Origin of the sequence: Sphingomonas sp. (assembly GCF_013816785.1) — a bacterium.
Classification (GTDB): domain Bacteria; phylum Pseudomonadota; class Alphaproteobacteria; order Sphingomonadales; family Sphingomonadaceae; genus Sphingomicrobium.
The window spans coordinates 1-3,783 of record NZ_JACDDV010000088.1 but is presented as its reverse complement, the minus strand read 5'-3'; the positions used below and the strand labels follow the sequence as shown (position 1 = coordinate 3,783).

The following is a 3,783-nucleotide window of genomic DNA, read 5'->3' as shown; positions in this document are numbered from 1 at the left end:
ATTTGCAGGAGGCCACGATCGCGATCGAGAGCATGAACGCTCTCCCGCCGGCGGCGTTCGTGGCGGTGGCGAGCGAGACGGCCGAGCCGAACAAGACGATCGGCGATTTCGTTCAGCGCGTGAATGTCACGATCTCGATCCTCTTTTGCGTCCCGGCCGAGCGCGCGGACGGCAAGGCCGGGGACGATCTTGAGGACGCCCGCAAGGCGGTGATCCGAATCCTCCTCGGTTGGGTCCCTGAGCGCGCGCTTGGGCAACTCCAATTCCAGCGCTATTTGCTCCGCGCGAGCGGCGAGGGCCTCATTTGGGGCGAGGTCCTCATGACGACCTCATATCGCCTGAGCCTCGCCTCGCTCGCCTAGCCGGCGTTCGGACTTATCGCCTCCCCGGCTCGCGCCTATCTTTCGGGCCGAAATCAAGGGAGCTTAGGCATGGACGACACGGCCGGGAACGAGAGCGCAACCTCCACCGCCACGGGGACGACTGCAACGGACACGGGGACCGGCGGCTCGGCCTCCACCACGAACGGCCTTGCGGCCGATCTCTCACCGCCCGCGCCGGGGACCATCATCGGCGACGGCGTGGCGCTCGTGGACGGCGTAGCGCCCGAGGTTGCCGAACACGGCCCGCCCTCGATCGAGGCGGACACGGGGATCGCGCTCGACGGCGATTATCCCGTCAATCATCGGCTCCGCGCCGAGCGCCTGGTCGCTGAGGGCAAGACGAGTGATCCGGGCGGCGTGATCGATGACGAGCTGATCGCGGACACGGCGACCCGCATGGAGGGCGACAAGCGCGCCGAGGCCGAGCGCCTCGCGAACGAGGAGGCGGCCTTTCCGCCCGTCCGCTCGAACATGAAAACGGCCGATCTCGAAACGATCGCCACGGCTCACGGGATCGATATCTCGTCCGCCGAGAACAATCAGGCTCGCGTCGATATGATCGAAGCGGCGCGCGCGGCTGGCATCGCCACGCCGGCAAACGAGGGAGATCGCTAAAATGGCCGGCTCAATCAAGAACTGGACTCGCAAGGTTATCCTCCAAAAGGTGGAGGTCACTGAGGGGACCGACTCCGCGCCCGTGGTGGCGACCGATGCGCTGCAAGTCCTCAACTATCAGCCGCAATTTATGGACGCCGAGGGCAAGGTCCGAAATATCGAAAAGGCTTATCTCGGCGCGAACCCGACGCTCCTCTCGGGTTTCCGGCGCGGCGCAACCTATGAAATGGAAATGCACGGCGGCGGCGTAGTGGCCGGAACGACCGTCCCGCCATGGATGAAAGCGCTTCGCCCGGCCGGCTTTGACGCCGGCGTCGTCACCGGCGCGAACAGCGTTGTTCAAAAGCCGCTCAGCGATCCGATCAGCGTCACGCATTGGGGCTATCTCGACGATCTCTTGCTCAAGACGATCGGCGCGCGCGCCTCTTTCGGCTTCACCGTCGAGGACGATGACTTTCCGCGCTTCCTGATCACGCTCCTCGGCCGCGCCCCGGCCACGCTCGCCGAACAGGCCGCGCCGGGCAATCCCACGATCGCCGGCTATGTTGATCCTGTCCTCGCCTCGTCCGAGAACACGACCTTTGTGCTTGACGGCTACGCCGCCGCGCTTCGCTCGTGGAACATGACGAACGGGGCCGATCTCCAATTCCGCTCCCTGATCGGACCGGCCGACCGGGTGATCATGCGCGAACGCCCGTTCAGCGGAACGATCGTGATCCGAGTCCCGGACCTCACCGCCAAGGATTATTTCACCAAAATTCGGCCGGGAACGACCATGGCGGCGCAGCTCGTCCACGGGAACGTGGCCGGCAATATCGTTCAGATTGACACGCCCAAGCTCCAAATCACGGGCAACGTGACGATCGATGACGAAGCCGGCGAGGCTATGGCAACGATCCCCGTGACAGCTCTCCCGGTCGCTGGTAACGACGAGCTTGTTCTCACAAGCAAGTAAGGCCCGCCTCCATGTTCGACCTCCTCGATCGCCCGCTCCATTGGATCACCATCAAATGGCCGGGCCTGAGGCAGGGCGAGAACGAGAGCGAGCTGTCTCAGCCGGCCGATCACGAGGTTGAGCTGAGGGTGGAATTGCTGGACCGGGAGGAGGTTAAACGCTTCTTCCCGGCCGCGTTCGACCTCCCGGACAAGGACGCTCCCGGCGAGCTGGAAATCTTCAAGCGCGTGGTGAAAGAGTGGCGCAAGGTCGTCTCGAACGGCCGGCCCGTCACCATGAATGACGAGAACATGGGCCTTCTCTTGAAAGCGCCCATGTTCGGCGCGGCATTCACCGAACGCTATCTCAGCGCGCTCGGTGGGCGCGTGGAGATACGGGAAAAAAACTCGCAAGGCTCGCCGAGCAATGGGCGAGCGGACGATCCACAAACGCCGACGAAAACGAATTCGAGCGGGATTGCCGACGCTTCGGCCTGAACCCTGAGGCGTTCGGCCACGCCCGCGATCGATCCACCGTCCCCGTTTGGCCTGATATGCGGGCCGCCGTGGGAATGTTCATGGCACTCGGGACGCAATGGAAATGGATCGGCGCGGGCATGGCCGGCGCTTTCCGATCCGGCCTTGACTATACCGCGATCGGCTCAACGGCGACCGCTCTAGGCGTTAAGCTGACTCCTGAGCTTTTCAATGATATCCGTCTCCTAGAGCGGGAATCGCTGAGGGTATGGAGCGCGAGGCGCTGATCGAGGGATAGTCAATGGCCGATTTCGACCTAAGCCTTGTTGTTCGCGCTCAGGATCAAGGCGCGTCGGCGGCCGGGGACAAGCTCACTCGATCGATCAACACGCTTGCCACCGCCGAGGATAAAGCGAGCGCCTCGGCCGGACGCCTGGTCGGTTCCACCGCCACCGTTGCCGGCGCTCAGGACAAGGCCACGACCTCCACCGATCGCATGACGGCGGCCGAATTCCGGGCAGTTGGCGGCGCGGCCGGGCTTGAGGCGGCGAACCGCAAGCTCGTGTCCTCGGCAAATCAGCAAGCCGCCGCGCACGGCGGCCTTGTGCGAAGCCTCGGGCAAACTCGCGCCGGGACGGTTCAGCTTGGGCAACAGATTCAGGACGTTGGAATTCAGCTCAGCTCCGGGACCGATCTCATTCGAGTCCTCGCTCAGCAAGCCGGGCAAACCGGGTTCGCAATGTCTCAAATGGGAGGGACGGTCGGCAAGGTTGGCGTGATCATGGGAGGGATCGGCGTCTCGGCCGCCCTCGCCCTCGTGAGCGTCCTCGGCACAATGCTTTTCTCGTCAAAGAAAGCCGAGACGGCGCAAAAGGACCTCGGCGACGGGATCAATTTCGCGGCCTTGTCCGCAAAGGAACTCGTCAAGTCGATCGGCGAGCTTGAGGATGCTGAGCGGAAATCGATCCGAACAACCTATCAGGCCGAGCAAGCCAAGCTCGCCGATGCGCGCGCCGCTCTCACTCTCGCGCGGGCGAACCGCGAAATCGCCAAGTCCTCTCTTGAGCGCGCCCTCGCTCAACAGTCCGGCGACTTTGAACAAGGCGCGTTCGGCGGCGGCAAGATCGGGCCGCGCGTGGCCTCGCTTCGCGCCGATCTCGCTCAGCTTGACGCCGCGATCGGGAGCGCGGCCTCGCTCGAACGGCTGGCGAATATCCCTGTCATTCAACGCGAGATCACGGCCGCCACGGATGGCGCGGCGGCGGCGACCCTGAAATATGACGCCGCGCTCGCCAAGCTCAACACGCGGTTCGCCGGCAAGGATCGGTTCGGGAAAGCGCTCGCCGCGAACCTCGTGATTGACGAGGCCACCTAT

The 3,783-nt window shown here is 64.2% G+C and carries 5 protein-coding genes and 1 pseudogene; all 6 read left to right on the top strand.

Annotation, left to right across the window (positions count from 1 at the left end; translation table 11 throughout):
• On the top strand, window positions 1-362 hold a 362-nt coding region (locus H0W65_RS12060; RefSeq protein WP_294007903.1), incomplete at its 5' end, for a hypothetical protein.
• A gap of 69 nt (window positions 363-431) precedes the next feature.
• Entirely contained in the window at window positions 432-998 is a 567-nt protein-coding gene (locus H0W65_RS12055; protein WP_294007901.1) for a hypothetical protein, read from the top strand.
• A gap of 1 nt (window position 999) precedes the next feature.
• The gene (locus tag H0W65_RS12050; RefSeq protein WP_294007899.1) at window positions 1,000-1,953 is read left to right on the top strand and encodes a phage tail tube protein; all 954 of its coding nucleotides are present in this window, start codon (window positions 1,000-1,002) and stop codon (window positions 1,951-1,953) included.
• Window positions 1,954-1,964: 11 nt separating this feature from the next.
• On the top strand, window positions 1,965-2,429 hold the full coding sequence (locus tag H0W65_RS12045) for a hypothetical protein (protein ID WP_294007897.1): 465 nt from the start codon (window positions 1,965-1,967) through the stop codon (window positions 2,427-2,429).
• Window positions 2,426-2,695, top strand: a complete 270-nt coding sequence (locus tag H0W65_RS12230; RefSeq protein WP_367120147.1) for a DUF1799 domain-containing protein — start codon at window positions 2,426-2,428, stop codon at window positions 2,693-2,695. Before H0W65_RS12045 ends, H0W65_RS12230 begins: the two co-directional genes overlap by 4 nt.
• A 14-nt stretch (window positions 2,696-2,709) precedes the next feature.
• A pseudogene (locus H0W65_RS12040) lies at window positions 2,710-3,783 on the top strand (hypothetical protein); the annotation flags it as partial.